Consider the following 24,618-nt stretch of genomic DNA (forward strand, 5'->3'; position numbering starts at 1 on the left):
TCTCCGACAGTGTCACTGTTTCGGCCTGTTACGGCCACCCGTGCGCTCGACGGACCCTGCTGGTGGGATGGGATCATGTCCGAGCAGCCGACCCTCGCCGTCGTCGAGGCCACGCGCTTCCGCGGCCATGATCCGGCCTATCACGACTACGTCCAGCTGCTCGTCGGCAACGTCATCGCCGAGGCCGAGGCGCAGGGCTGGAGGGTCGACCGGCTCGCGGCGGACCGCGGCGCCGACGCGCTGCTCGCCGAGACCGAGCCGGCCGACGCCGTCGTCATCGTCGGCGGCGAGGACATCCATCCCGACTTCTACGGCGGCCGGACGGGCTACCCCAACGAGTCACGGCACCTGCCGGCGGCGGACGCCGCGCAGATCGCGCTGGTGCACGCCGCCCTGGTGCGCGGCACTCCGCTCCTCGGCATCTGCCGCGGGCTCCAGATCGTGAACGTCGCGCTGGGCGGCACGCTCGTCCAGGATCTCGGCGAGGAGTGCGCGCACGTGAACCGCGGCGTCCCCATCCCGCAGGTGCTCACCACGCACACCGTGCAGGTCGAGGCGGGCAGCCGCGCGTCCGATCTCCTCGGAGCGGGGTCGCTCGAGGTGCGCAGCGCCCACCATCAGGCGGTGGATGCGCTCGGCGCCGACCTCGTCGTCACCGCCCGGTCGCACGACGGCCACGTCGAGGCCATCGAGCACGCCGACGCCCCGCTCCTCGCGGTGCAGTGGCACCCCGAGGACATCGCCGCCCCGGCCGGGCAGCTGGCCGCGCTGCTCCGAGCGCTGAGGGTCGCCGTCCCGGCCCGCGAGGTCGTCGCGGCCTGAGCGGTGCTCAGTCCCGGGACGGCCGCACCGGCCAGCCCTGCTCACCCAGCAGGGGCACGAACGCCACACCACCGAGATTCGTCTCGTGCAGCGACCCGTCGTCGCCGCGCGTGAACGCGGCCAGGTGCTGCGCGCCTCCGGGACGACCGACCGGCATGACCACGCGTCCGCCCAGCGCGAGCTGCGCCCGCCAGGCGCCGGGCACGGCTGGACCTGTCGCGGCCGCCAGGATCACGTCGTACGGAGCGCCGGACGGCCAGCCCAGCGTGCCGTCGCCGGTCACCACCTCCACCCGGTAGCCGAGTGCGTCCAGCGTCGCCGCAGCCCCCACCGCCAGCCCAGGATGCCGCTCGATGCTGACCACGCGATGCGCGAGCAGAGAGGCGACGGCTGCCGCGTATCCCGAGCCGGTTCCGACATCGAGCACGACGTCCTCCGGGCCGATCCGCGCCGCCTGCAGCATCAGCGCGACGATGTACGGCTGCGAGATGGTCTGGCCGTCGCCGATGGGCATCGGATGGTCCTCGTACGCGTACGGCTCGGCCGACGGCTCCACGAACAGGTGCCGGGGCACACGTCGCATCGCATCGAGGACGCGCTGGTCCTCGATCCCGCGCGGGACGAGCTGCTGCTCGACCATCCGCGCCCGCTCCAAGTCGTGATCGTGGTCCGTGCGGCTATTGAACCACCGCGGCGGGTCGCTCCTCCAGAGTGCGTCGGGCAGCGTCCAGCGCGGCCGGGTCTGCTCCGGCCGACTCCAGTGCCAGGAGGGCGGCGCCGAGGATGGGCGCGGCGGTGACGAGCTCCATCCGCGCTGCCGGCGCCCGCTCGGCGAGCAGCCGTTCGATGGTGCCGAGCAGCCGCTCGTCGCGCCCGCCGATCACGCCGCCGCCGAGGACGACGGGGACCGGCCGGTCGAGCAGGTCGAGTCGGCGCAGCGTCGTCACCGCGAAGGTGGCGATCTCCTCCGCCTGCTCGTCGATCAGTGCCGCCGCTATGGCGTCCCCGGCGCGCGCGCTCGCGAACACGGTCGGTGCGAGCAGCGCGAGGTCGCGGTTCGGGAGGCGGCCGAAGTGCAGCGCTTCGATGACCGCCTGGACGCTGTCCAGGCCGAACGCCGCGGGGACCGCCCGCGCGAGCTCCGTCGCCGGACCGCGGCCGTCGACGGCGCGTGCCGCATGCCAGAGCGCCCGCTCGCCGAGGTGCCAGCCGCCGCCCCAGTCGCCCGAGATGGTCCCGAGCGACGGGTAGCGGACGACGGCGCCGTCGGCGCGGACGCCGACGCAGTTGATGCCCGTGCCGCAGACCACGGCGACCGCGTCCGGCTCGTCGGTTCCCGCCCGGAGCAGGGCGAACAGGTCGTTGTCGACCGCCGCCGCCGCCCACGGCGTCCCCGCGATGCTCGCCCGGAAGTCGTCGATCTCGGTGGGCAGGTCGAGGCCCGAGAGGTACAGGTTGGCGGCGGCGATCGGACGCGGACCGGTCTGCTCCAGCAGGCGGCCGATCAGTGCCGAGACGAGGTCGGCCGAGCCGCGCATCCCGATCAGGTGCGGGCTGGAGGTGGTGCCCCTGGCCTCGGCGACGACCGTGCCGTCGAGCTCCAGTGCCACCGCGTCCGTCTTCGATCCGCCGCCGTCGACGGCGATCACAAGCGGCGCGATGGGCGCGTTGTCGTCGGTCACTTGGCCCACTCCAGGTGGTCGCGGTTGTGAGCGATCAGCAGGTCGGTCAGTCGCTCGGCCCGATCGTACTGACCGACGAGGGGATGCGCGAGCATGGCCCGCAGCACGCGGTCGCGTCCGCCGTGCACCGCGGCGTCGAGCGCGAGCCGCTCGTAGCCTGCGACGTGGGAGATCAGCCCGGCGTGGTCGGCGGGCAGCGGGTCGATCGGGAGGGCGGTGACGCCCCGCGCATCCACCGTCGCGGACACTTCGATCACATGGTCGTCGGGGAGGAACGGCAGCGCTCCGTCGTTGCGCAGGTTCACGACCTGCACGTCGCCTCGGTCGCCGGTGAGCGAGGCGATCAGGTCGACCGCCGCCTCGGAGTAGAACGCGCCGCCGCGCTGCGAGAGCTGCTCGGGCTTGGTGTCGACCGCCGGGTCGCCGTACAGCTCCAGCAGCTCGCGCTCGACGCGCTGCACCGCCTCGGCGCGGGTGGGGGAGTCGAGCTGCTCGCGGAGGACCTCGTCGTGGGCGTAGTAGTAGCGCAGGTAGTAGCTGGGCACGTCGCCGAGCAGCCGGATCAGGGACGCGGGGAGCTCGACCTCCTCCGCGAGCTGCTCCAGCCGGGTGCCGAGCAGCTCGGGGAGGGCGTCGCGGGTTCCGGAGTCGTCGGTGACGAGGGCGGAGCGCTCCCACGTCAGGTGGTTCAGCCCGACGTGGCCGAGCTGCACCTGTGCCGGGGAGATGCCGAGCATCCCGGCGAACCGCCGCTGGAAGCCGATGGCGACGTTGCAGAGCCCGACCGCGCGGTGGCCCTCCTGCAGCAGCGCGCGCGTCACGATGCCGACGGGGTTGGTGAAGTCGACGATCCAGGCGCCCGGCTTTGCGTGCGTGCGGACCGCGTCGGCCACGCGCAGCACGACCGGCACCGTCCGCAGCGCCTTGGCGAAGCCGCCGGGGCCGGTCGTCTCCTGACCGATGCAGCCGCACTCGTGCGGCCAGGTCTCGTCGCCGTGGCGCGCCGCCTGACCGCCGACCCGCAGCTGGATGAGGACGACGTCCGCGTCCGAGACGCCCGCGACCAGGTCCGAGGTCGGCACGACGCGCCCCGGGTGGCCGGCCGCGCGGAACATCCGCTGGCTCATCCCGCCGACCAGGCGCAGTCGCTCCGGATCGGGGTCGACCAGCCAGAGCTCCTCGATCGGGAGCAGGTCGCGCAGCCGCGCGAACCCGTCGATGAGCTCGGGGGTGTAGGTGGAGCCGCCTCCGACGACCGTCAGTTTCACGTGTTTATCCCTTCACGCCGGTGAGTGTGATGCCCTCCACGAAGACGCGTTGGGCGAAGAAGAAGATGAGGACGACCGGGACGGTGACGAGCATCGTCATGGCCATGGTGAGCCCCCAGTCGGTGCCGTGGACGCCGCGGAACGACGCCAGGCCGTAGGCGACGGGCCACGCGGCCGGGTTCTCGGAGGTGTACAGGAGCGGCCCGTAGTAGTCGTTCCAGGAGGCGAAGAACAGGAAGATCGCGGTGGCCGCGATTCCCGGCTTCGCCATCGGGAGCACCACCCGCCAGAGCACCCCGAACTCGCCGTTGCCGTCGATCCGTGCCGCGTCGGCGTACTCGCTCGGGATGGTGAGAAAGAACTGCCGGAGCAGGAAGATCGAGAACGCATCGCCGAGCAGGTTCGGCAGGATGAGCGGCCACAGCGTCCCGGTGAGGCCCAGTTGCGACCACATCACGTAGATCGGGATGGCGGTCACCTGGGGCGGCAGCAGCATGGCGATGATGATCACGGTGAACAGGACGCCGGAGCCGCGGAACCGGATCTTGGCGAGCGCGTACGCGGCCGGAACGCTCGAGAGCAGCATGAAGGCCGTCGCGAGCACCGCGTACATCGCGGAGTTGGCGAACCACTGCGCGAGCGGCACCGTCGTGAACACCTTGACGTAGTTGTCCCAGTGGAACGGCTGCGGCCAGAGCGATGCGGTCAGTGTCTGCTCGCTCGACATCAGCGAGGTGAGGAACACGAAGATCACCGGCGCGATGAACAGCACCGCGAGCACGACGAGCACCGCGTGCTCGGCGATCCAGGAGAGGATGCGCCGGGCGCGGGCGGACCGCGGGGTCGGGATGCGGCGGGGCGGCAGGGCGGGACGGTCCGTCGTCGCCGTGCCGGGGGTGAGGGTTGCCGAGGTCATTGCGCGCCTTCCGGGGTGAACGCCTTGAAGCGGCGGAGCAGCAGGACGAGGATGACCGCGGCCACCACGAACAGCAGCACCGCGAGGGCGGAGGCGTAGCCGAGCTGGTAGGTGCCGAAGCCGCGTACGTACAGCCACTGCGTGTACGTGAGGAGCGAGCCGTCCGGGTAGCCCAGGTTGGAGCTGATGCCCTGCCCGACCACGGCCTTGCCCGACGCCACCGAGGAGGCCACGGCCGCCTCGGTGAAGTACTGGATGGCCGCGATGACGCCGGTCACGACGGCGAAGAGCAGCACGGGGGCGATCGACGGCATGGTCACGTAGCGCACCTTCTGGACGCCGTTGGCGCCGTCGAGCGACGCCGCCTCGTACTGCTCGCGGGGCACATCCAGCAGGGCGGCGAGGAAGATGATCATCACGTCGCCCATGACCCAGATGCCGAGCAGCACGAGGGAGGGCTTCGACCAGGCCGGGTCGTTGAACCACAGCGGTCCCTGGATGCCGAAGAAGCCGAGGATGTGGTTCACCGGTCCGGTGCCCGGGTTGAACAGGAAGACGAACGCGACGACGCTCGCGACCGGCGGCACCAGGGCGGGCAGGTAGAACACGGTTCGCCAGAAGCCGGATGCGCGGCGCGCCCGGGCGAGGAGCCCGGCGACGATGAGCGCGAACGCCGTCTTCACCGGCACCCAGATCACGACGAACCACAGCGTGTTGAGCGTCGCCAGCCAGACGTTCGGGTCCTGCGTGAACAGGTACTGGTAGTTGCGCAGGCCGATCCACTGCGGCGGCGACACGAGGTCGAACCGGGTGAACGAGTAGTAGACGGAGGCGATCAGCGGGTAGACGAAGAAGATCAGCAGCCCGAGGAGGGCCGGCGCCAGCAGCGCCAGCGTCACCAGGGAGCGCTTGCGGCGGGCCGGGGAGCGGCGCGTGGGGCGGGCGGTGGCCCGCCCCACGCGTTCTGCGGTCGCGGTCATGGCGTCCGGCTCACGGTCCGGTGCTCAGCGCGAGCGCGTCGTTGATCTGCTTGTCGACCGACTTCAATCCGGCATCGAGGTCGCCGCCCTGGCTCTGGTACTTGTTCCACCAGTCCTGGAGCGACTGCTGGTAGCCGGGGCCGAGGGGGCTCGGCGGCGTGGTCTGGACGTTCTTGTTCGACGCGATGTCGAGGAACGTCTTGAACTGTTCCGAGACCTCCAGCTTCGGCGAGGCGAGCGCATCCTTCGTCGTCGGCACGTTCTTGAGGCCGTTGGCGAGCTTCACGACGGCGTCCGTGTCGGTGGTCAGGTAGCGCAGCAGCGCCCAGGCGAGCTCGGGCTGCTTCGACCCCTTGGAGATGCCGATGATGTTGCCGGTGATGTAGCCGCCGCCGTACAGCTGCGTCTGGTCATCGGCGGTCGGGAAGGGCGCGGTGCCGTAGTGGAGGTCCTTCGCCTGGTCGTCGATGAACGCCGTGCGGTACTCACCGTCGAGGTTCATCGCGACCTGCCCGGTCTGGAACGCGTTGTCGGCCGAGAACTCCTGACCGAGCCCGGAGGTGAAGGCGTTGAGCTTGTCCCAGCCGATGGTGTCGACGAACTTCTTCTGCCAGGTCATCAGCTCCTTCCAGCCCTCGCTTGAGCCGACCGCACTGGTGCCGTCGGACTTCAGCCACTTCGCGTCGGCGGCGGGACCGACGTGGGCGGCCGAATTCTCGTACCAGCCCATGGTCGGGTTGAAGCCGAGGGTCTTGATGGAGCCGTCCGGGTTGAAGGTCGTCAGCTTCTCGGCCATCGACTCCAGCTCGCTGAGCGTCTTCGGCGGCGCGGTGTAGCCGGCCGCCTTCAGCAGGTCGGTGTTGTAGTAGAGGCCGTAGACGTCGGCGAGCATCGGCATCGCGCAGCGGGTGCCCTTGAACTCGGTGTACGACTTCACGGTGTCGGAGAACTGGCTCATGTCGACGCCGTCGCGCTCGATCACCTTGTTGAGGCTGCGGAAGGCGCCGTTCGAGCAGAAGTTCCCGACGATGTCGGTGGAGTACGAGAGGCCGACGTCGACCTTGCTGCCGGTGGCGATGGCCTTCTGGAGCTTCTCGTCGTCCTGGCCGGAGTGGACGTCGACCTTGATCTTCGGGTACTTCTTCTCGAAGTCGTCGACGACGGACTGGATGACCTTCGCCTCGCGATCGGAGAAGAAGTGCCAGAACGACACGGTGCCGCTGAGGTCCTTCGGGGTGCTGGCGGCGAAGTCGGTGCCGCCTCCGCCGCCGGAGCAGCCGGAGAGGGCGAGCGCGGCGGCGGCGGTGACCGCTGCCGCGGCGATGAGATGGCGGTGTTTCACGGGTGGCTCCCTCACTGTCGGTGGGTGCAGGTGTGGTGGTGCGGGATGTGGGTGGATGGGGTGGTGCGGGTGGATGCGGTGGTGCGGTCGCGGGTCGCTACGGTGCGATCCGCGACACTTCGGCGAAGAGCGCGTCGCGCACCTCGCCGATGAGGTGCTCCCTGGCTCCGCGGAGCACCGGGTGGGCGTCGACGCCGGTCGCGACGACGCTGCGTTCGCCCCAGGCGGGGCGGAGTTCGGAGGTGACGAGTTCGGCGAGCCGGTCGCCGCCCGCCGAGCCGGTGGGGCCGCCCAGCACGACCAGCTCCGGGTCGAGGAGGGCGAGGACGGGGACGACGCCGACGGCGACCCGGCTGGCCAGCTCGCCGAGGAACGCTTCGCGTGCGTCCGGGTCGCCGGCGAAGGCGCCGTCGCTGGAGACCCCGTGGCGGGCCGCAAGCCGGGCGACCGCCGGGCCTCCGATGAGGTCCTGCAGGTCGCCTGCCTCGGGGTCGAGCTCGGCGGCGGAGCGGGGGATGGGCAGGTAGCCGATCTCGCCGGCGCCCCCGGACGCTCCGCGGTGGACGCTGCCGCCCTGGTCGACCGACAGGCCGAGGCCGTCGCCCATCCAGAGCAGCGCGAAGCCGCCCGTGTCGCGCCCGGCGCCGTCGGTGCGCTCGGCGAGCGCGGCCAGGTTCACGTCGTTGTCGATGCGCACCTCGATGCCGAGGGCGTCGCGCAGCCGCCGGCCGATGCCCTGCTTGGGCCAGCCGGGGAGCGTCTCGATGTAGGTCAGTTCGTCGGTGCGCGGGTCGAGCGCGCCCTGCACGCCGATACAGACGGAGCGCACCTGCTGCGGGTCGGCGCCTGCCACCGCGCAGGCCGCCTCGATGGCCGCGCGCACATCCTCTTCGGGGGAACGCCCGGCGAGGGGCGTGACGGCGATGGGCTGCTCGGCGCCGGAGGCGTCGACGACGGTCGAGTGCAGGGCCTCGGCGTCGATGTCGATGGCCACGGCGAGCATCCGGTCGGTCCGCACCGCGTAGCTGGCGGCGTTCGGTCCGCGGCCGCCGGAGACCTCCCCGACGACGTGGATGAGGCCCGCCGTCTCGAGCCGCGCGACCATCTGCGCGGCGGTCGGCTTGGAGAGCCCGGAGAGCTCGCCGATGCGGTTGCGGGTGAGGACGCCGTGCTGCAGCAGCAACGACAAGGCGGTGCGATCGTTGGTCTCGCGCAGCCACCCGGGGGTGCCCCGTACCGGTCCGGTCATCCTCATCCCTTCGTTGGAACGATGCTCTCGCGGAAATGTATCAGGAAAGTTTCTTTATAGTAAAGCTCCTGTTTCCAGATGAGCGCCTGATGGTCCTCTCAGGAAGTGAACCATCCGCCCTTCGGGCAGCGTGCCATGGGTGGAAGGGAGCATCCGCTCATGAGAAACATCACCTCACCCACGCGCTTCGCGGCACTGGCGGCCGGAGCCGCCGCCGTCCTCCTGGCGCTCGCCGCCTGCTCGACCACGGGAGGCGGGGGATACTCGGCGCCCGCCTCGTCCAGTCCGTCGACGTCCACGTCGTCCGGAGCCTCTGCTGCCGGGGCGACCGCCCTGAAGACCGGCTCGACCACGCTCGGCACCGTGGTCGTCGACGGGAAGGGCCTCACCGCCTACGTCTTCGACAAGGACACCGCCGGTTCCGGGATGAGCGTCTGCTCCGGGCAGTGCGCCACCCAGTGGCCGGCCATCGAGGCCGGGAGCGACCACCCGACCGTGCAGGGCGTCACCGGCACCGTCGGAACGATCACCGGCGTCAACGGCAAGAAGCAGGTCACCCTCGATGGGCACCCGCTGTACACCTACGCCGGCGACTCCTCGGCCGGCGACGTCACCGGCCAGGGCTTCGGCGGCATCTGGTGGGTCGTCGCACCGGACGGCACGAAGATCACCTCCTCGTCGTCCACGCCGACCTCCGGCAGCGGCTACACCAAGTGACGCAGCGCGCCCGCGTGCTCAGCCGAGCGCGCGGGCGTGCTCCACGAGGCGGTCGAACGCCGCGTCCAGGTCGGGATCGACACGCTGCCGCTCCTGGTCGGCGAGGTACCACTCCACGATCTCCCCGGCGCCGCGGGCGAACGGCACCCGCGCACGGAACCCGGGAACCATCGCCTTGATCTTGCTGTTGTCGAAGTGCATCGAGTGCGCCTTGTCGCCGAGGAGGCCGGGGCCGACCTCGGGGATGACGGCGGCGATCGACTCGCTCGACACGTGCACGAGTTCGGCCTCGACGCCGAGCGCCTCCGCCAGGTAGCAGTAGATCTGATCCCACGTCGGGGCCTCGTCGCCGGTGATGTGGAAGGCGTCTCCGACGGCCTCCGGACGGCCGAGCAGTCCGACGAACCCCACCGCGAAGTCGGTGTTGTGCGTGATCGTCCACCGGCTCGTCCCGTCGCCGTGCACGACGACGGGGGCGCCTCGGCGCATCCGCTCGAGGTCGGTCCAGTGACCGGACGTCGGGATCATCGTGCGGTCGTAGGTGTGCGACGGCCGCACGATCGTGACGGGGAAGCCGCGGTCGCGGTACGCCTCCATCAGCGCATCCTCACAGGCGATCTTGTCGCGCGAATACTGCCAGAACGGGTTGCGCAGCGCGGTGGACTCGGTCACCGGCACGCGCGACGGCGGCTTCTGGTAGGCGGAGGCGGAACTGATGAAGACGTACTGCCCGACCCGGCCCTCGAACAGGTCGAAGTCGGTCGTGATGTGCTCAGGCGTGAAGGCGAGGAACTCGGCGGCGACATCGAAGCTCCGCTCGCCCAGCGCGCGGTGCACGCTCTCCGGGTCGCGGATGTCGGCGTGCAGCACCTCGACGCCATCGGGGAGGGGACGGGTCGAGCTGTTCCCGCGGTTCACCACCGTGACCTCGTGGCCCTGCTCGAGGGCCTCCGCCACGCACGCCGAACTGATGACGCCCGTCCCGCCGATGAAGAGTGTCCGTGTCGCTGCCATTCCCGCTCCTTTACGCGTCCTGCGTCGCCGATCGGCGGACGTCGCCCGAATGGCCAGGCTAGTCCGCTGGCCCCGCGCTTGCGAGGGCGGGTCGACCCTCCGGCGGTGCGCGCGTACACTCCTTCGCGAATTCGACCCCGAGGAGTCCTCCCACCCGTGTTCCCCCTCCACAGCTGGCCCGGCCTCGCCGTCGCCTGCCTCCTGGCCGTCGTCGTCGCGGTCGCCGTCACGGCCATCCTGGCGGTGGCGCTGCGTCTGATCGGCCGGAGGAGGCAGTGGCCCGAGCTGCTGATCCGCCACGTCCGCGTGCCGTTCCGGCTGTTCCTCGTCGTGATCGTGCTGTGGATCGCGGTGGCCGTCAGCATGCCGCCGGAGGTCACGGCGGCCTGGCGGAGCGGCATCAATCACACGTTCCTCATCCTGAGCATCGCCACCGGCGTCTGGTTCGTCGCCGCCTTCGTCGTCTTCGTGGAGGACCTCGGGCTCGCGCGCTACCGGCTCGACGTGCCGGACAACCGCTACGCGCGGCGCGTGCGCACCCAGGTGCTCATCCTGCGGCGGCTCACCATCGTGGCGGCGGTCGTCATCGGCCTGGGAGCCGTGCTGCTGACGTTCCCTGCGCTGCAGGCCGCGGGCGCGAGCCTGCTGGCCTCCGCCGGCGTCATCGGGATCATCGCCGGTGTGGCCGCCCAGTCGAGTCTCGCGAACCTGTTCGCCGGCATCCAGCTCGCATTCTCCGACGCCATCCGCATCGACGACGTCGTCGTGGTGGAGCAGCAGTGGGGCACCATCGAGGAGATCACGCTCACCTACGTCGTCGTGCATGTCTGGGACGACCGCCGACTCGTGCTCCCGTCCACCTACTTCACGACGAAGCCGTTCGAGAACTGGACGCGGCAGCACAGCGAGCTGCTCGGCTCGATCGAGTTCGACCTCGACTGGCGGGTGTCGACCGGTGGGATGCGCGCGGAGCTCAACCGCATCCTCGCCACCACGGATCTGTGGGACCACCGCACCGGCATCCTCCAGGTCACCGACGCCATCGGAGGGTGGGTGCGCGTTCGGGTGCTCGTCACCGCGAAGGACGCGCCGACGCTGTTCGACTTGCGCTGCCTGGTCCGCGAGCGCCTGATCGACTGGATGCAGCGGTACTCGCCCGCGTCGCTCCCGCGACAGCGGGTGGAGCTCGTCGAGCCGCCGGAACCGCGCGACCGGCCGGCGCGCGCCCGCAGCGAGGAGGAGGGCCGTCTGTTCAGCGGCAGCCCCGAGAACGAGCAGCGCGCGCAGCAGTTCACCGACGCCATCCCGATCATCCGTGACAGCGACGGCGACCTCGACGCCGACGCCGACGCCACCGCCGCGGCCGCCGAGGCGACGAGCGCGAGAGACGAGGAGAACCGATGACCGACGGACCCGACGAACAGCACACACGACCCGACGGCCTGGACGACGCCACGGTGGATGCGCTCGGCAGCCTCAGCGAGGCGCTCGAGGTGGTCGAGCATGCGCGCGGACTCCTTTACGGTTTCCACCGTCTGACCGGGAAGGCCGACTTCACGCTCGGCGAGGCCGTGGAGAAGCTGCGCGACGCCGGTCACGCCGACCTCGCCGACCGCATCGAGCGCGAGCTGGTCGGCCGGAACGTCATCGAGGGACGGTGGACGTTCCAGATCGTCGAGGACTACGACGACGGCTACTACGCCCTCTTCCGCGACCTCGAGCGCGAGGCGCGGGACCGGCTCGCCGGGGGCCGCCGCCACCTCTACGAGGCGGAGCTCAAAGAGCAGCGGCGCACCCACGGCGAACCGGGCCACGAGGCCCGCCCGTGACTCAGGAGAGGGATTCGGCCGCCGCGACGATCGTGCCGGTCACGACGTCCGGGGCGGCCAGCATCGACACGTGCCCGGCGGCCGTCTCGACTATCGTCGCCTGCGCGCGCTCGGACATCCGCCGCTGGAGCGCCGGAGGGATGATGCGGTCCTCGGTGCCGACGACGGACCAGACGGGGAGGCTCTGCCACGCGGGAGGGCCGGCCGCGATGACGTTGGCGGCGAGCGCGATCGGCCGCTGACCGGCGGCGATCAGGTCCTGGTCGGTCTCGGAGAGGTCCTGGGCGAAGAAATCGCGGACCGTCGATGCCTTCAGGTAGGCGTCCGCGTCGCCTTCCGGCGCCCCGGGGTAGCCGACGATGTCGAGCACCGTCGTCGGGTCGGGGACCTCGAGGGCGGACCCGGAGCCGGCGAGCAGACCGACGACGTTCTCGCCCTCGTCGGGGATGAACGCGTCCACGTAGACGAGGGCCCGCACATCGCCGCCGCCCAGCCCGGCGCCGCTGACGACGGCGCCGCCGTACGAGTGCCCGGCGAGAACGACCGGCCCCTCGGTGTGCTGCGCGAGGAAGGCGGCGACGTAGGCGGCATCCCCTGTCACCCCGCGGAGCAGGTTCGGCGGGGCGTAGACGGTGAATCCCCGCGCGCGGAGATCCGAGATGACGGGGTTCCAGCTGGAGGCGTCCGCCCAGGCGCCGTGGACGAGGACGATGGTGGGATTCGGCATGGATGTTCCTTCGCTCTGTGCTGTGAACGGGTGGGTGACGCTCTCGGAACGCCGCCAGGCTAGGGGGCGGCTTCGGCGCGCGTCTACCCCTTTCCGTTCGGCCTTCGCGCACTCGGCGAACTCACAGGATCAGCGGGACCATCCCGGAGTGCTCGGGTGTTCCATCTACTGACGGCGCCGCAGCCAGCGCGCCGCACGAGGAGGAAACGTGACACAGGACTACCGCAAGGACCCGGAGGCCCTCGCCCAGCTGACGCCGCGCCAGTACGCGGTCACGCAGGAAGCCGCCACCGAGCCCGCCTTCCGCAACGAGTTCTGGAACAACCACGAGGAGGGGCTGTACGTCGACATCGTGTCGGGGGAGCCGCTGTTCGCGTCCGTGAACAAGTACGACAGCCGCTCGGGATGGCCGAGCTTCACCGTTCCGGTGGAGCCCGCGAACATCGTCGAGAAGGTGGACCGCACCTACGGGATGGTGCGAACCGAGGTCCGCTCGGCCCACGGCGACAGCCACCTGGGTCACCTGTTCGACGACGGGCCCGCCGAGGCAGGCGGCCTGCGCTACTGCATCAACTCCGCCGCCCTCCGCTTCGTCCCGCTCTCCGAGCTCGACGCGGCCGGCTACGGCGACTACACGAAGCTCTTCGAGAAGTAAGGACACAGAAAATGACTGAGAAGGCCATCCTCGCCGGCGGATGTTTCTGGGGCATGCAGGACCTCATCCGCAAGCTCCCCGGAGTGACCAGCACCCGCGTCGGCTACACCGGGGGCGACGTCCCCAACGCCACCTACCGCAACCACGGATCCCACGCCGAGGCGATCGAGATCGAGTACGACCCCGAGCGGACCAGCTACCGCGACCTGCTCGAGTTCTTCTTCCAGATCCACGACCCGTCGACGAAGAACCGCCAGGGCAACGACGTCGGCACCAGCTACCGTTCCGCGATCTTCTACGAGAACGACGAGCAGCGCCGCGTCGCCGAGGACACCATCGCCGACGTGGACGCGTCGGGGCTGTGGCCCGGAAAGGTCGTCACCGAGGTGACCGCCGCCGGTCCCTTCTGGGAGGCCGAGCCGGAGCACCAGGACTACCTGGAGCGCATCCCGTGGGGCTACACCTGCCACTTCGTGCGCCCGGGCTGGAAGCTGCCGAAGCGCGAGACCGCGGCGAGCTGAGCGATCCGAGCGATCTGAGCGATCCGAGCGATCTGAGCGACATCACCGGCCGGTGGACACACGTCCACCGGCCGGTTGCCATACTGAGGCCGTGAGCAGCGACAGCGCGGTGACGGTCCGGGGGCTTCGGAAGTCCTACGGATCGTTCGACGCTGTGCGGGGGATCGACTTCGACATCCACGCGGGGGAGACGTTCGCCCTGCTCGGCCCGAACGGCGCCGGTAAGAGCACGACCATCGAGATCCTCGAGGGATACCGCGACCGGTCGTCGGGCGACGTGTCCGTCCTCGGCGTCGATCCGGCCAGAGGCGGGACGAAGTGGAAAGCACGACTCGGAATCGTCCTCCAGACCGGGGCGGAGGCGACGAACGTCACCGTCCGCGAACAGCTCACCCACTTCGCACGGTTCTACCCGACGCCGCGCGACGTCGACGAGGTGATGGCGGCGGTCGGGCTCTCCAACAAGGCCAAGGCGCGCGTCCGCAGTCTGTCCGGCGGCCAGCGCAGGCGGCTCGACGTGGCGCTCGGCGTCATCGGCCGGCCCGAGCTGCTGTTCCTCGACGAGCCCACCACGGGGTTCGACCCGGAGGCGCGGCACCAGTTCTGGGAGCTGATCCGTTCGCTGAAACGCGAGGGGACGACCATCCTGCTCACCACGCACTACCTCGACGAGGCCGCCCAGCTGAGCGACCGCGCGGCCGTGATCGCCGAGGGACGGCTCGTCGACATGGGCGCCATCCACCAGCTCGGGGGAGCGGCGGCGCGCGTCCCGATCGTGCGCTGGCGTGACGCGGACGGCATCCCGCGCTCCGAACGCACCGACACGCCAGCGGCCGTCGTCGCACGGCTGACCGCGGAGACCGGCGGCGAGCCCTCCGACCTCGAGGTCATCCGGCCGAGCCTGGAAGACGTGTACCTCGACCTCGTCCAGCGGGCGGGAGCGGAGTCGTGACCGCCCTCGGCCTGGGGATCGAGCGGGCCAGGTACGAGACGATCACCTACTTCCGCCAGCCGGACACGATCTTCTTCACCTTCCTGTTCCCGGTCGTGATGCTCGGCATCTTCTCCGTGGCGTTCCAGGGGATGGGGGACGTCGGAGCGGCGCCGGACGGCACGGGAGGGATCAGCCAGGCCGCCTACTACCTGCCCGCCATGATCGCGGCGGGCATCCTACTCTCCGGCGTCCAGAACCTGGCCGTCGACATCGCAGGGGAGAAGAGCGACGGCACCCTGAAGCGCCTCGGCGGCACCCCGCTGCCGGTGATCTCGTATTTCATCGGGAAGATGGGCCAGGTGCTCGCGACGAGCGTGCTGCAGATCGGCCTGCTGCTCGTGGTCGCCCGGTTCGCGTTCGACGTCGCACTCCCGACCGAAGCCGAGCTCTGGGTGCGGTTCGCATGGATCTACCTGCTCGGCATCGTGACGTCCGCCGTGCTCGGGATCGCGCTGTCCTCCATTCCGCGCACCGGTCGGAGTGCAACGGCCGTCATCATCCCGATCGTCCTGATCCTGCAGTTCATCTCCGGTGTCTACATCCCCTTCAACGTGCTGCCGACGTGGCTGCAGAACGTTGCCAGCGTGTTCCCGCTGAAGTGGATCGCCGAGGGGATGCGCAGCGTCTTCCTGCCGCCGGGCTTCGAGGCGCGGGAGCCGGGAGGCAGCTGGCAGCTCGCCGGGATCGCGATCGTGCTCTCGGTGTGGCTGGTCGTCGGTCTGCTGGCGAGCCGGATCACGTTCCGCTGGATCCGCAAGGACACCTGAGCGGAAGGACACCTGAGCGCACGGACGCCTGAGCGGACGCGTCGCTCAGCGGCGCTCGAGCAGCACGGCCACCTCCATGTGCCCGGTCTGCGGGAACATGTCGAGCACCCGGCCGGCCCGGACCCGGTACGACGGCATCCGTGCGAGGTCGTGTGCGAGGCTCTTCGGGTTGCAGCTGGAGTACACGACGCTGCCGACTCCGGATCCCTCGAGCCACCCGGCGAGCTCTGCTCCGATGCCACGGCGCGGCGGATTCACGATCACGAGCTCCGGCGCCGCCGCTGCGGACACGGCGAACGCCGTCGCGTCACCGGCACGGAACGCCACCTGCGGCAGTCCGGCGGCGGCCGCCGTCGCCCGCGCACTGCGCACGGCCTCCCGGCTGGTCTCGACGCCGACCACCCGGCGTCCGGGAGCGGCGACATGCAGGGCGAACCCGCCCACGCCGCAGTACAGGTCCCACACCGAGGCCGGGCCGATCTCGTCGACCCAGGCGGCGACCTGCCCGTAGAGGGCGGTGGCCACGTCGGTGTTGGTCTGGAAGAAGCTCTGCGGCCGGAGGCGCAGCGACACGGGTCCGAGACGCATCGTGAGGGTGGACTCCCGGGTGAGCACGACCTCCGTGTCGCCCTCCACGACCGCCTTGTGCTCGGGCTGCACGTTCACCGTGACGACGCGGGCGTTCGGCAGGTCGCCCAGCAGTCGGCCGAGACCGGCGCGGACGCGCGCGACCGTCTGCTCCGAGCGGGCGACGAAGCGCACCATGAGCTCGTGGTCCGGCGACTCGGTGACGAGCACGTACTTCAGCTCGCCCTGGCGCTCGGGGACGCGGTACGGCTCCAGCCGCTGCCGCGTGATGAACCGCGCGAGCACGGGCAGCGCAGCGCGGATGCCGGGGGAGCAGATGCCGCATTCGCGCAGGTCGACGCCGCGGCCGGCTTCGTCGAGGATGCCGATGGTCGGCTGCTCCACGGTGCCGCCGATCACCATCTTGGCCTTGTTGCGGTATCCCGCTTCGGCGCTCGCGACCGGCGCGAGCCAGGGGGCGTCGCCGTAGGGGGCGAGCAGGTCGCGGGCCAGGCGGTCCTTGCCGTCGAGCTGCTCCGCGTACGGGACGCCCATCAGCGTGCACGAGCGGCATACGCCGGCGTCGAAGTAGGAGCAGTCCATCGGAGTGTCGATTCTACGGGCCGCCCGCCGACGGCAACAGAAAACCACATCTGCATGTTGTTTTCTCTGTGAACGTGTTGTAACGTGTGGGAAACCAACGGAGGGACACCGCGTGTACGCAATGGAGCGCCAGGGGCTGATCGAGCGGATGCTGCTCGACGACGGCCGCGTCGCCGTCGTCGACCTCGCCCAGCGATTCGGGGTCACGACCGAGACCGTGCGCCGCGACCTGGACGCGCTCGAGCAGTCCGGTGCGCTCCGGCGGGTGCACGGCGGAGCCGTCGCGATCGACCGCGTCAGCACCTCCGAAGTGTCCGTCTCCGAGCGCACAGCGCTGCGGGCGGACACCAAGCAGCGCATCGCCGCGCGGGCGCTGGACATCCTCGGAGACGGCTTCCGCGGCTCCCTCTACCTCGACGCGGGTACGACCACCGCCGCCGTCGCCGAACTCCTGCCCGACCGGCTGTCCGGCACACGCGGCGAGGCCGAGGTCGTGACCCACTCGCTGGCCGTCGCGCCGGCGCTGGCCGGAACCGAGCGCGTGTCGCTGACCGTGATCGGCGGGCGCATCCGCGGGGTCACCGCCGCCGCGGTCGGCGCCGGGACCGTTCGGTCCATCCACTCGCTGCGCCCAGACATCGTGTTCGTCGGCGCCAACGGCGTCTCGGCCGGCTTCGGCCTGAGCACGCCGGACCCGGAGGAGGCCGCCGTGAAGGAGGCCATCGTCCGCGCTGCGCGCCGTGTCGTCGTCGTCGCCGACTCCAGCAAGTTCCAGCAGGAGTCGCTCGTCGCCTTCGCGCCGCTCGACGCCATCGACCTGCTCGTGACGGATGCGGCGCCGGAGGGCGCCCTGGCCGAGGCGCTGGCCGCGGCGGATGTCGAGGTGTGGTCCGCATGATCGTCACGCTCACCGCCAACCCGTCGCTCGACCGCTCCGTCACGCTCGGCGCCCCGCTGCTGCCCGGCGAGGTCCAGAGCGCGGTCGGGGCGCGGGAGGATGCGGGCGGCAAGGGCATCAATGTCGCCCGGGTGGTCGCCGCCGCCGCCGTCCCGGCTCTCGCCGTCCTGCCGCTCGCCGCGGACGACCCGTTCGGGGTCGCGCTGCAGTCGGCCGGTGTGCGCACGCGTCCCGTCCCCATCCACGGCCACGCCCGCGCGAATCTCACCATCACCGACCCGGCCGGCATCACGACCAAGCTCAACCTGCCGGGCACGATCCTCGAGCCCGCGGAGAGCGCGGCACTCGTGGCGGCCGTCGTCGACGCGTGCGCGGGCGCACGCTGGCTCGTCCTGGCCGGATCGCTCCCGCCCGGTGCGGGGGACGACTTCTACGTGACCGTGATCCGGGCGGTCCGTGATCGCTGGCGGGACGACGCACCGAAGATCGCGGTCGACACGTCGGGCGAAGCCCTGCGTGCCGCCGTCTTCGACGGGCAACCGGACCTGATCAAGCCGAACGAGCAGGAGCTCGCCGAGCTGACGGGCACGGGACGGCCGGATTCGGACGGGCTGGTCGACGCGGTCCTCACCGCAGCCGCCCCCCTCGTCCCGGAGACGGTCGGCGCGGCGCTGATCACGCTCGGCGCACAGGGATCCGTCCTCGTCACCGCCGACGGCGCGTTCGTCGCGGAGGCGCCGCGCATCCGGGTGCGGAGCACGGTCGGAGCGGGCGACAGCGCCCTTGCGGGATACCTGCTGGCCGACCTCGCCGACGCCGCCCCCGCGGATCGGCTCGTCAACGCGGTCCGCTACGGATCGGCCGCCGCATCCCTGCCGGGCACCCAGGCCCCGCGCCCCCTCGACCTGCCGCCGGGCGACATCCGCGTCGCCGCGCTGCATCCCTGAACCCATCCACCTGTCACCCCGAACCACCCTGGAGGACACCGTGTCATCGAAGACCATCATCCCCGAACTCGTCGAGCTCGACGTCGGCCATGCGGACAAGAGCGAGGTGATCCGCGAGCTCGCCGCGCACGTCGTCGCACAGGGGAGGGCGACGGACGCCGACGCCCTCTACGAGGACGCCTGGGCGCGCGAGCAGAAGGACGAGACCGGGCTGCCGGGCGGCATCGCGATCCCGCACGCGAAGAGCGCGGCCGTGACCGTGCCGTCCCTGGCGTTCGCCCGGCTGAAGCCCGGCGTCGACTTCGGCGCCTCCGACGGCCCGGCCGACCTCGTCTTCCTCATCGCCGCCCCCGCCGACGCGGCGGAGACGCACCTCGCGGTGCTCTCGAAGCTCGCCCGCAGCCTGATGCTGGAGGAGTTCACCGCCGGCCTCCGTGCCGCGAAGACGCCGCAGGATGTCGTCGCGCTCGTCGACGAGGCGATCGGCGAGGGGGAGGCCACTGTTGCGGCGCCCGCCGCCGCACCGCAGGCGGCCCGCCCGGATGCCGCCGTCGCCGACGGCCTCCTCATCGACGGCCGCCCGGCCCGGATCGTCGCCGTCACCTGCTGCGCGACCGGCATCGCCCACACGTTCATGGCCGCCGACGCGCTCACCGCGGCCGGCACGAAGTCCGGTGTCGACCTGGTCGTCGAGCCGCAGGGTTCGAGCGGCTACCAGGCGCTCCCGCAGAGTGTGATCGATGCCGCCGACGCGGTCATCTTCGCCAACGATGTGGATGTGCGCGAAGAGGCGCGCTTCGCCGGCAAGCCGGTCGTCCGCTCGGGGGTCAAGCGCGGCATCGAGCAGCCCGCGGCCCTCGTCGCGGAGGCGGTCGCCGTCGCGAAGGACCCGAACGGCGCCCGCGTCCAGGCCGGCGCCAACACGACGTCCGGGGCATCGTCCGCGCCGTCCCAGAACGTGTCGTGGGGCCGCAACCTCCAGCGCATCCTGCTCACGGGCGTCAGCTACATGATCCCGTTCGTCGCGGGCGGCGGGCTGCTCGTCGCGATCAGCTTCCTGCCCTTCCTCGGCGGGTACGGCATCGCGCTGGCGCACGGCGACTCCGGCGTGAACAACGCCGTGTACACGCTGCAGCACTTCGCGATCTGGAACCTCCCGCCGGAGGGGCTCGGCTACTACCTCGGCGCGATCGCGTTCGAGATCGGCAGCGTGAGCCTGGGCTTCCTGGTGCCCGCGCTGGCGGGATACATCGCCTTCGCCATCGCCGACCGGCCGGGTATCGCTCCCGGTTTCGTCGCCGGCGCCATCGCGGTCTTCATGAACGCCGGATTCCTCGGCGGCCTGGTCGGCGGTCTGCTCGCCGGATTCGCGGCGTGGCTGATCGGGCGTCCCACCGTCCCGCGGTGGCTGCGCGGCCTGATGCCGGTGGTGATCATCCCGCTCGGGGCGTCCATCATCGCGTCCGGGTTGATGCTGCTCATCCTCGGTGCCCCGATCGCCTGGCTGATGACCCAGCTGAACGGCTTCCTCAACGGTCTGAGCGGCGGCGGGGCGATCGTGCTGGGCATCATCCTCGGACTGATGATGTGCTTCGACCTCGGCGGCCCGGTCAACAAGGTCGCCTACGCGTTCGCCGTCGCAGGCCTGGCGCAGCAGACGGACGCCAGCTTCCAGGTCATGGCCGCCGTCATGATCGCCGGAATGGTGCCGCCGCTGGGCATGGCCCTCGCCTCCACCGTTCTGTACCGGCGCGGCTTCACCGAGGTGGAGCGCGAGAACGGCGCGGCCGCCTGGCTGCTGGGCGCCTCGTTCATCTCCGAGGGCGCCATCCCGTTCGCCGCGGCGGACCCGCTCCGCGTCATCCCCGCGAACCTCGTCGGGGGAGCCGTCGCCGGCGGCCTCGCGATGGCGTTCGCCGTCGAATCGCGCGCCCCGCACGGCGGCGTTTTCGTCTTTTTCGCGATCGACCCGCTGTGGGGCTTCCTGCTGGCTCTCGTCGCAGGAACGGTCACCACCGCCCTGATCGTGACGGCCCTGAAGCGGTTCACCGCTCCCGGCCGCCGGGTCGAGTCGGCGCCGGCCGACACCACCGCCGAGCAGCCGGTCCGCGAGACCGTGGCCGCGTAACCATCCGACACTCAGAACGAGGACACATCCCATGACCGAACGTCACGCCACCATCGCCAGCTCCTCAGGACTCCATGCCCGACCCGCCAAACTGTTCGTCCAGTCGGTGCAGGAGAAGGCCATCCCGGTCACGATCGCCGTCGGCGACGGACCCGAGCTGGATGCGCGCAGCATCCTCTCGCTCATGGGCCTCGCCGCAAGCAAGGGGACGGTCGTCACCCTGCGCTCGGACGCACCGGGCGCGGAGGGAGCCCTCGACGAGCTCGTGGAGCTGCTCGAGACGGACTTGGACGCCGTCTAGGAGAAACGCGAGGGGCCCGCGCCACGAAAGCGCGGGCCCCCTGACGTTAAGGGGCGCGTGCACACCCGTGTGGCGGGTCTTCATCATGTGTCCCGGCGCTCAGCGCACTTGGCGACGGCTCTCATCACCAGGCGCGGCGCGGGTCATCCTTGATCAACTGTCGCAGGGTGGAGCGCGCTGCGGCTAGCTGAGGGTACGCAGGGTCGAGCTTGGCGAGCAATGAAAGCATGCCGTTGAGTCTGTGCTTCAGCGCCACTTCCAGCAGGTTGTCGTGGTGCGCAACTCGATTTCGGAGCCGACGGAGCGTGTCGAGTTGGTCTCCAATCGCGATTCGACTCATGTCATCGCTGGATGCGTGGGGGAACGCAAGAGACACTCCCGCGGCCCAGAGCCTCTGCTGTCGTGCCGGTGATTCTGTACGTGATACGGGCCGGATGACTTTCACCCACGAACCGAACATGAGTTGGGCGACGACGTCATCGTGGGTCGCGGCGACGCCATGGCGGCGATGGTTCGAGCCTCGTTCTCGGGCTTCGACATCGGCACGCCCGCGGGCGTCCTCAAGCTGCTTTCGCAGCAACGTGTACAGGGGGTCAGCCGTCCCTTGAGCCGCCGTCCAGTCCGCGCCGAATCCCCTCGCGGTGTTCCAGATCGCGAGTTGGGCGTCTATCGCATTTCGGACTGCAATCTCCACGAAGGAGATTTGTCCGTGCAATGCGCCTGATACCTGGGTGACCCATAGATACAGGTCTGCGGCCCGGTTCAGGTCGCCCTTGGCTGCCGTGAGGTAGGTCGCCAATCGCGCAGTACCCAGGAGGCGCTGCAACGCTGGTTGACTCGTCACATCAGAAGACCGTATCGTAGTTCTTACGAGCGCCGGGCTTGGACTGGCGTGCATACCTCGGAAGCCCCCCGCTGAGCGGGGGGCTTCCTGTTTGCGTCCGTGCCTCATCGCCCTTAGCGCGACTTCCAGGGAACGTCGGCTGGTGTCGCGTACTCATCAGGGCAGGGCGCGAGAGTGCGGCTGGTCCGCGGGGACGGCGCGGCTTGTGGATACATCCAACATGCGCCGCGAGGAAAGATGGTGCCCCCAGTAGGATTTGAACCTACGGCCTTCTGCTCCGGAGGCAGACGCTCTATCCCCTGAGCTATGGGGGCCAGGGTGTTCTCCAGGCTAGCATCCCGTCGGCCGCCGCCGCGAAATCGGCGGGGCCGGCGGGTGTTCGCTGAGAACGGGTGCCCGGTCAGGACGCGGGGATGTTCGCCAGCACGTTCTGCATCAGCGGTGCCGCGTCGCCCGGCTCGAAGAACGCGCCCGACTCGGACACGATCCAGTACGGGCCGCGGAAGATCTGCACCTGGCCGCTGCTGCCGGCCTTGAAGTAGCCCTCGATTTCCGGCGGGACGCCGTAGGTCGGCACCGGCTTCGCGTCGGTGATCGCCACGTTCTTCAGGTTCTCCATGGCGTCCGACGGCGGCTTCGCGACCGCGATCTGCACGACGTCGCCGCTGGTCTGGTTCTTCCAGGCGCACGAGACGCCTTGCCAGTCGACGATCTTCTTCTCGAGCGTGCCGTCCTTGGGCGCATAGTCCGGATCCGGGCCGTAATTCGGGTTGAACGCGTAGAGCTGGTCCGCGGTGAGCACCTGGTCGCAGGTGATACCGACGGGCGTCGGGGGAGCGGTCGGCGTCACCACCGGCACGGGCGTCGCCGTCGGCGTCTTGGTGGCCGACGCGGACGCGGTCGGCGTCTTCGACGGCGTGGGCGTCGGCGTGCAGCCGGCGAGCGCCGCGGATGCGAGGAGGCCTGCCGCGACGGTCGCGGTCAGAAGGGCGAAACGGCGGGTGGATGAAGGCATTCGGCTTTTCGTCTCTCTGTTCGGCACGCCGTGCGGGAGCGCGCGTCGCGATGACCCTATCAATTCGCGCGCCGCGAACCCGACGGCCCGCCGTGCCCCGCCGACGCCGTGCCCTGCGGCCGCCCGGTAGAATCGATCCTCATGACTCCCGCTGACCTCTCCGCCGCCCTCCTCGACATCGTGACGACGGTGGTCGAGCAGCGACGAGCGGCCGGCGCGGACATCCCCGAGTTCGCTCTCACGGTCGACGACGTGCCGCTGGAGCGCCCGAAGAACCGCGACCACGGCGACTGGGCGTCGAACGTGGCGATGCGCCTCGCGAAGAAGGTCGGGGCGAACCCGCGCGAGCTCGCCGAGCAGATCGCCGCGGCCGCCGCCGGCATCGACGGTGTGGCGTCCGCCGAGGTCGCCGGTCCCGGTTTCATCAACTTCCGCCTGGAGGCCGCGGCCGCCGGGCAGCTGGCCAAGACCATCGTCGAGTCCGGCGACGCGTACGGTCGCGGCGACGTCTACGACGGCCTGACCGTGAACCTGGAGTTCGTCTCGGCCAACCCGACCGGCCCCGTCCACATGGGCGGCGCGCGCTGGGCGGCCGTCGGCGACAGCCTGGCCCGCATCCTGCAGGCCGAGGGCGCCGACGTAACCCGCGAGTACTACTTCAACGACCACGGTTCGCAGATCGACCGGTTCGCGCGCAGCCTGCTCGCCGCCTACCTGGGCGAGCCGACGCCGGAGGACGGCTACGGCGGCGGCTACATCGGCGAGATCGCCGAGCGTGTGGTGCAGGGATTCGACGGCGACCTCGCCGCCCTTCCGCGCGAGCAGCAGCAGGAGGTGTTCCGCTCGGCGGGCACCCAGTTGATGTTCCAGGAGATCAAGGACCGCCTGCACTCGTTCGGCGTGGACTTCGACGTCTACTTCCACGAAGACTCCCTGCACGAGTCCGGCGCGGTCGACCGTGCCATCGCCCGACTCCGCGAGCAGGGCCACATCTTCGAGGCCGACGGCGCCATCTGGCTGCGCACGACGACGTTCGGCGACGACCGCGACCGCGTCATCATCCGCTCCAACGGCGAGCCCGCCTACATCTCCGGCGACCTCGGCTACTACCTCGACAAGCGCGAGCGCGGCTTCGAGCAGAACATCATCATGCTGGGCGCCGACCACCACGGCTACATCGGCCGGATGATGGCGATGGTCGAGGCGTTCGGGGACAAGCCGAACGAGAACCTGCAGATCCTCATCGGCCAGATGGTCAACCTGGTGAAGGACGGCGAGCCCGTCCGCATGTCCAAGCGCGCGGGCACCATCGTGACGCTCGACGACCTGGTGGATGCGGTGGGCGTCGACGCCGCGCGCTACGCCCTGGTGCGCTCCTCGACCGACTCGCAGCTCGACATCGACCTCGACCTGCTGACCAAGCGCAGCAACGAGAACCCCGTCTACTACGTGCAGTACGCCCACGCGCGAACCCGCTCGGTGGCGGCGAACGCCGAGAAGGCAGGAGTCGACCACAGCGCCTTCGCGCCGGAGCTGCTCACGCACGAGACCGAGTCGGCGCTGCTGGGCGGTCTGCAGGAGTTCCCGCGCGTGGTCGCCCAGGCGGCCGAGCTGCGCGAGCCGCACCGCGTCGCCCGCTACATCGAGGAGCTCGCCGGCCTCTACCACGCCTGGTACGCGGTCCGCGACGGCTCGACGCGCGTGCTGCCGCACGGCGAGGAGCCGGTGACCGACCTGCACCGCACCCGCCTCTGGCTGAACGACGCGACCGGCCAGGTGATCCGCAACGGCCTCGGCCTGCTCGGGGTCTCCGCGCCGGACCGCATGTAGCG

Annotated in this window: 25 protein-coding genes and 1 tRNA gene; 13 read left to right on the forward strand and 13 right to left on the reverse strand. The window is 70.6% G+C overall.

The genetic code is table 11. The features are described from left to right. Nucleotides 1-75: 75 nt before the first annotated feature. Nucleotides 76-822, forward strand: coding sequence for a gamma-glutamyl-gamma-aminobutyrate hydrolase family protein (locus AXZ95_RS06960; protein ID WP_018190306.1), 747 nt, complete (start codon nt 76-78; stop codon nt 820-822). Between the two features lie 7 nt (nt 823-829). On the opposite strand, the gene AXZ95_RS06965 is transcribed toward AXZ95_RS06960, so the two are convergent. From AXZ95_RS06965 to AXZ95_RS06995, 7 genes are all read right to left on the reverse strand, one after another. Next, nucleotides 830-1,462 (reverse strand): protein-L-isoaspartate(D-aspartate) O-methyltransferase, encoded by a 633-nt coding sequence (locus tag AXZ95_RS06965; RefSeq protein WP_018190307.1) that lies wholly within the window; start codon nt 1,460-1,462, stop codon nt 830-832. Between the two features lie 37 nt (nt 1,463-1,499). Continuing rightward, the gene (locus AXZ95_RS06970) at nt 1,500-2,504 is read right to left on the reverse strand and encodes a BadF/BadG/BcrA/BcrD ATPase family protein (protein WP_018190308.1); all 1,005 of its coding nucleotides are present in this window, start codon (nt 2,502-2,504) and stop codon (nt 1,500-1,502) included. Then, complete coding sequence (locus AXZ95_RS06975; RefSeq protein ID WP_018190309.1) at nt 2,501-3,772, reverse strand: 6-phospho-beta-glucosidase; 1,272 nt, start codon at nt 3,770-3,772, stop codon at nt 2,501-2,503. The genes AXZ95_RS06970 and AXZ95_RS06975 overlap by 4 nt, the downstream gene beginning before the upstream one ends. A 4-nt stretch (nt 3,773-3,776) precedes the next feature. Then, nucleotides 3,777-4,688 carry a carbohydrate ABC transporter permease gene (locus AXZ95_RS06980; RefSeq protein ID WP_018190310.1) on the reverse strand — a complete coding sequence of 304 codons (912 nt, stop codon included), beginning with the start codon at nt 4,686-4,688 and terminating at the stop codon, nt 3,777-3,779. After that, nucleotides 4,685-5,668: a sugar ABC transporter permease gene (locus tag AXZ95_RS06985; RefSeq protein WP_018190311.1), complete on the reverse strand. Its 984-nt coding sequence runs from the start codon at nt 5,666-5,668 to the stop codon at nt 4,685-4,687. Before AXZ95_RS06985 ends, AXZ95_RS06980 begins: the two co-directional genes overlap by 4 nt. 10 nt (nt 5,669-5,678) lie before the next feature. Continuing rightward, nucleotides 5,679-7,010 (reverse strand): ABC transporter substrate-binding protein, encoded by a 1,332-nt coding sequence (locus AXZ95_RS06990; RefSeq protein ID WP_018190312.1) that lies wholly within the window; start codon nt 7,008-7,010, stop codon nt 5,679-5,681. A 97-nt stretch (nt 7,011-7,107) separates the two neighbouring features. After that, on the reverse strand, nt 7,108-8,259 hold the full coding sequence (locus AXZ95_RS06995) for an ROK family transcriptional regulator (protein ID WP_018190313.1): 1,152 nt from the start codon (nt 8,257-8,259) through the stop codon (nt 7,108-7,110). Between the two features lie 159 nt (nt 8,260-8,418). Between AXZ95_RS06995 and AXZ95_RS07000 the strand changes: the two genes are divergently transcribed. Then, complete coding sequence (locus AXZ95_RS07000; RefSeq protein ID WP_018190314.1) at nt 8,419-8,976, forward strand: hypothetical protein; 558 nt, start codon at nt 8,419-8,421, stop codon at nt 8,974-8,976. Between the two features lie 18 nt (nt 8,977-8,994). Here AXZ95_RS07000 and AXZ95_RS07005 read toward each other — a convergent pair whose 3' ends face one another. Next, nucleotides 8,995-9,990, reverse strand: coding sequence for an SDR family oxidoreductase (locus AXZ95_RS07005; RefSeq protein ID WP_018190315.1), 996 nt, complete (start codon nt 9,988-9,990; stop codon nt 8,995-8,997). Nucleotides 9,991-10,146: 156 nt separating this feature from the next. Between AXZ95_RS07005 and AXZ95_RS07010 the strand changes: the two genes are divergently transcribed. Together AXZ95_RS07010 and AXZ95_RS07015 are read left to right on the forward strand one after the other, a co-directional pair. Further along, nucleotides 10,147-11,394, forward strand: a complete 1,248-nt coding sequence (locus tag AXZ95_RS07010) for a mechanosensitive ion channel domain-containing protein (protein WP_018190316.1) — start codon at nt 10,147-10,149, stop codon at nt 11,392-11,394. After that, on the forward strand, nt 11,391-11,819 hold the full coding sequence (locus tag AXZ95_RS07015) for a hypothetical protein (protein WP_018190317.1): 429 nt from the start codon (nt 11,391-11,393) through the stop codon (nt 11,817-11,819). Before AXZ95_RS07010 ends, AXZ95_RS07015 begins: the two co-directional genes overlap by 4 nt. A 1-nt stretch (nt 11,820) precedes the next feature. Here the strand turns inward: AXZ95_RS07015 and AXZ95_RS07020 are convergent, their stop codons facing one another. Further along, nucleotides 11,821-12,546 (reverse strand): alpha/beta hydrolase, encoded by a 726-nt coding sequence (locus AXZ95_RS07020; RefSeq protein WP_018190318.1) that lies wholly within the window; start codon nt 12,544-12,546, stop codon nt 11,821-11,823. A gap of 208 nt (nt 12,547-12,754) precedes the next feature. On the opposite strand from AXZ95_RS07020, the gene msrB reads away from it, so the two are divergent. The 4 genes from msrB to AXZ95_RS07040 all read left to right on the forward strand — a co-directional run bounded on the left by msrB (nt 12,755) and on the right by AXZ95_RS07040 (nt 15,483). Further along, on the forward strand, nt 12,755-13,201 hold the full coding sequence (gene msrB, locus AXZ95_RS07025; protein ID WP_018190319.1) for a peptide-methionine (R)-S-oxide reductase MsrB: 447 nt from the start codon (nt 12,755-12,757) through the stop codon (nt 13,199-13,201). A gap of 11 nt (nt 13,202-13,212) precedes the next feature. Then, a complete protein-coding gene (msrA, locus tag AXZ95_RS07030; RefSeq protein WP_018190320.1) occupies nt 13,213-13,722 on the forward strand; it encodes a peptide-methionine (S)-S-oxide reductase MsrA in 510 nt (169 codons plus the stop codon). Between the two features lie 91 nt (nt 13,723-13,813). Beyond that, entirely contained in the window at nt 13,814-14,674 is an 861-nt protein-coding gene (locus AXZ95_RS07035) for an ABC transporter ATP-binding protein (protein ID WP_018190321.1), read from the forward strand. Then, the gene (locus AXZ95_RS07040) at nt 14,671-15,483 is read left to right on the forward strand and encodes an ABC transporter permease (protein WP_018190322.1); all 813 of its coding nucleotides are present in this window, start codon (nt 14,671-14,673) and stop codon (nt 15,481-15,483) included. The genes AXZ95_RS07035 and AXZ95_RS07040 overlap by 4 nt, the downstream gene beginning before the upstream one ends. 45 nt (nt 15,484-15,528) lie before the next feature. Here AXZ95_RS07040 and rlmC read toward each other — a convergent pair whose 3' ends face one another. Then, nucleotides 15,529-16,653, reverse strand: a complete 1,125-nt coding sequence (gene rlmC, locus AXZ95_RS07045; RefSeq protein ID WP_018190323.1) for a 23S rRNA (uracil(747)-C(5))-methyltransferase RlmC — start codon at nt 16,651-16,653, stop codon at nt 15,529-15,531. Nucleotides 16,654-16,765: 112 nt separating this feature from the next. Between rlmC and AXZ95_RS07050 the strand changes: the two genes are divergently transcribed. The 4 genes from AXZ95_RS07050 to AXZ95_RS07065 are packed head-to-tail and all read left to right on the forward strand — an operon-like array spanning nt 16,766 to nt 20,927. Next, nucleotides 16,766-17,551 carry a DeoR/GlpR family DNA-binding transcription regulator gene (locus AXZ95_RS07050; protein ID WP_026307112.1) on the forward strand — a complete coding sequence of 262 codons (786 nt, stop codon included), beginning with the start codon at nt 16,766-16,768 and terminating at the stop codon, nt 17,549-17,551. Then, nucleotides 17,548-18,498, forward strand: a complete 951-nt coding sequence (locus AXZ95_RS07055; protein WP_026307113.1) for a hexose kinase — start codon at nt 17,548-17,550, stop codon at nt 18,496-18,498. Before AXZ95_RS07050 ends, AXZ95_RS07055 begins: the two co-directional genes overlap by 4 nt. Before the next feature lie 40 nt (nt 18,499-18,538). Next, on the forward strand, nt 18,539-20,626 hold the full coding sequence (locus tag AXZ95_RS07060) for a fructose-specific PTS transporter subunit EIIC (RefSeq protein WP_018190326.1): 2,088 nt from the start codon (nt 18,539-18,541) through the stop codon (nt 20,624-20,626). Between the two features lie 31 nt (nt 20,627-20,657). Continuing rightward, entirely contained in the window at nt 20,658-20,927 is a 270-nt protein-coding gene (locus tag AXZ95_RS07065) for an HPr family phosphocarrier protein (protein WP_018190327.1), read from the forward strand. A gap of 124 nt (nt 20,928-21,051) precedes the next feature. Here the strand turns inward: AXZ95_RS07065 and AXZ95_RS07070 are convergent, their stop codons facing one another. From AXZ95_RS07070 to AXZ95_RS07080, 3 genes are all read right to left on the reverse strand, one after another. Next, nucleotides 21,052-21,771 (reverse strand): Abi family protein, encoded by a 720-nt coding sequence (locus tag AXZ95_RS07070; protein ID WP_166645315.1) that lies wholly within the window; start codon nt 21,769-21,771, stop codon nt 21,052-21,054. A gap of 238 nt (nt 21,772-22,009) precedes the next feature. Continuing rightward, nucleotides 22,010-22,085: transfer RNA gene (locus AXZ95_RS07075), tRNA-Arg, on the reverse strand. 86 nt (nt 22,086-22,171) lie between these two features. Next, entirely contained in the window at nt 22,172-22,786 is a 615-nt protein-coding gene (locus tag AXZ95_RS07080) for a hypothetical protein (RefSeq protein ID WP_018190328.1), read from the reverse strand. A gap of 141 nt (nt 22,787-22,927) precedes the next feature. On the opposite strand from AXZ95_RS07080, the gene argS reads away from it, so the two are divergent. Beyond that, entirely contained in the window at nt 22,928-24,616 is a 1,689-nt protein-coding gene (gene argS, locus AXZ95_RS07085) for an arginine--tRNA ligase (RefSeq protein ID WP_018190329.1), read from the forward strand. Nucleotides 24,617-24,618: the final 2 nt, after the last annotated feature.

The sequence above is a fragment of the Leifsonia sp. 115AMFTsu3.1 genome, from assembly GCF_004362795.1.
GTDB lineage: Bacteria > Actinomycetota > Actinomycetes > Actinomycetales > Microbacteriaceae > Leifsonia.

What these genes read in the sequence shown, in the direction of transcription:
- rlmC (WP_018190323.1), bottom strand. Translation starts at nt 16,653, where the DNA reads ATGGACTGCTCCTACTTCGACGCCGGCGTATGCCGCTCGTGCACGCTG.
- AXZ95_RS07005 (WP_018190315.1), bottom strand. Translation starts at nt 9,990, where the DNA reads ATGGCAGCGACACGGACACTCTTCATCGGCGGGACGGGCGTCATCAGT.
- AXZ95_RS07055 (WP_026307113.1), top strand. Translation starts at nt 17,548, where the DNA reads ATGATCGTCACGCTCACCGCCAACCCGTCGCTCGACCGCTCCGTCACG.
- AXZ95_RS06995 (WP_018190313.1), bottom strand. Translation starts at nt 8,259, where the DNA reads ATGACCGGACCGGTACGGGGCACCCCCGGGTGGCTGCGCGAGACCAAC.
- msrA (WP_018190320.1), top strand. Translation starts at nt 13,213, where the DNA reads ATGACTGAGAAGGCCATCCTCGCCGGCGGATGTTTCTGGGGCATGCAG.
- AXZ95_RS07000 (WP_018190314.1), top strand. Translation starts at nt 8,419, where the DNA reads ATGAGAAACATCACCTCACCCACGCGCTTCGCGGCACTGGCGGCCGGA.
- AXZ95_RS06985 (WP_018190311.1), bottom strand. Translation starts at nt 5,668, where the DNA reads ATGACCGCGACCGCAGAACGCGTGGGGCGGGCCACCGCCCGCCCCACG.
- AXZ95_RS07065 (WP_018190327.1), top strand. Translation starts at nt 20,658, where the DNA reads ATGACCGAACGTCACGCCACCATCGCCAGCTCCTCAGGACTCCATGCC.
- argS (WP_018190329.1), top strand. Translation starts at nt 22,928, where the DNA reads ATGACTCCCGCTGACCTCTCCGCCGCCCTCCTCGACATCGTGACGACG.
- AXZ95_RS07015 (WP_018190317.1), top strand. Translation starts at nt 11,391, where the DNA reads ATGACCGACGGACCCGACGAACAGCACACACGACCCGACGGCCTGGAC.
- AXZ95_RS06980 (WP_018190310.1), bottom strand. Translation starts at nt 4,688, where the DNA reads ATGACCTCGGCAACCCTCACCCCCGGCACGGCGACGACGGACCGTCCC.
- AXZ95_RS06960 (WP_018190306.1), top strand. Translation starts at nt 76, where the DNA reads ATGTCCGAGCAGCCGACCCTCGCCGTCGTCGAGGCCACGCGCTTCCGC.
- AXZ95_RS06965 (WP_018190307.1), bottom strand. Translation starts at nt 1,462, where the DNA reads ATGGTCGAGCAGCAGCTCGTCCCGCGCGGGATCGAGGACCAGCGCGTC.
- AXZ95_RS07080 (WP_018190328.1), bottom strand. Translation starts at nt 22,786, where the DNA reads ATGCCTTCATCCACCCGCCGTTTCGCCCTTCTGACCGCGACCGTCGCG.
- AXZ95_RS07020 (WP_018190318.1), bottom strand. Translation starts at nt 12,546, where the DNA reads ATGCCGAATCCCACCATCGTCCTCGTCCACGGCGCCTGGGCGGACGCC.